The organism is Bartonella sp. AP19HLJMH (genome assembly GCF_042196245.1).
In the GTDB taxonomy this organism is placed as follows: Bacteria; Pseudomonadota; Alphaproteobacteria; order Rhizobiales; family Rhizobiaceae; genus Bartonella.
In genome coordinates this window covers 1-1,189 of the sequence record NZ_JBHIPX010000064.1, presented here as the reverse complement: position 1 = coordinate 1,189, position 1,189 = coordinate 1, and the positions used below count along the sequence as shown (strand labels likewise).

The following is a 1,189-nucleotide window of genomic DNA, read 5'->3' as shown; positions in this document are numbered from 1 at the left end:
AATGGCGAAGAGCAAGTTTGAACGAACAAAACCGCATGTTAATATTGGTACGATTGGTCACGTTGATCATGGGAAGACCTCGTTGACAGCAGCGATTACGAAATATTTTGGTGAATTTAAAGCTTATGACCAAATTGACGCTGCGCCAGAGGAACGTGCACGTGGAATTACTATTTCTACAGCACACGTTGAGTATGAAACGGAAAATCGTCACTATGCGCACGTTGATTGTCCAGGACACGCTGATTATGTGAAAAACATGATCACAGGGGCAGCACAGATGGATGGTGCTATTTTGGTTGTTTCAGCAGCTGATGGCCCAATGCCTCAGACACGTGAGCATATTTTGCTTGCACGTCAGGTTGGTGTTCCAGCAATTGTTGTTTTTCTTAATAAAGTTGATCAGGTTGATGATGCAGAACTTTTGGAGCTTGTAGAGCTTGAGGTTCGGGAACTTTTATCCAAATATGATTTCCCAGGCGATGATATACCAATTGTTAAGGGTTCTGCGTTGGCAGCTCTTGAGGATAAGGATAAAAGCATTGGTGAAGATGCTGTTCGTCTTTTAATGAGTGAAGTTGATAATTATATTCCAACCCCTGAACGTCCTGTTGATCAACCATTTTTGATGCCGATAGAGGATGTGTTTTCGATTTCGGGTCGTGGAACCGTTGTTACGGGTCGTGTTGAGCGTGGTGTTATTAAAGTTGGAGAGGAAATCGAGATTATCGGTATTCGTCCAACGTCTAAGACGACGGTTACAGGCGTTGAAATGTTCCGCAAGCTTTTAGATCAAGGTCAAGCGGGTGATAATATAGGAGCTCTGCTACGTGGTGTTGACCGTGAAGGGATTGAGCGTGGTCAAGTATTGGCAAAGCCAGGATCCGTTACGCCTCATACACGTTTTAAAGCAGAAGCTTACATTTTGACAAAGGATGAAGGTGGACGTCATACACCATTTTTCACGAATTATCGTCCTCAGTTTTACTTCCGTACGACGGATGTTACAGGTATTGTTACGCTTCCAGAAGGAACGGAAATGGTTATGCCAGGTGACAATGTTGCGATGGATGTTTCGTTGATCGTTCCGATAGCGATGGAAGAGAAACTTCGTTTTGCTATTCGTGAAGGTGGTCGTACTGTTGGTGCCGGTATCGTCTCTAAGATCATTGAATAAATAATGCTTGTT

Annotated in this window: 1 protein-coding gene; it reads left to right on the top strand. The window is 43.6% G+C overall.

From position 1 onward, the window contains the following. Window position 1 precedes the first annotated feature (1 nt). Window positions 2-1,177 carry an elongation factor Tu gene (tuf, locus tag ACFINR_RS09360; RefSeq protein ID WP_012755022.1) on the top strand — a complete coding sequence of 392 codons (1,176 nt, stop codon included), beginning with the start codon at window positions 2-4 and terminating at the stop codon, window positions 1,175-1,177. The last annotated feature ends 12 nt before the right edge of the window (window positions 1,178-1,189 follow it).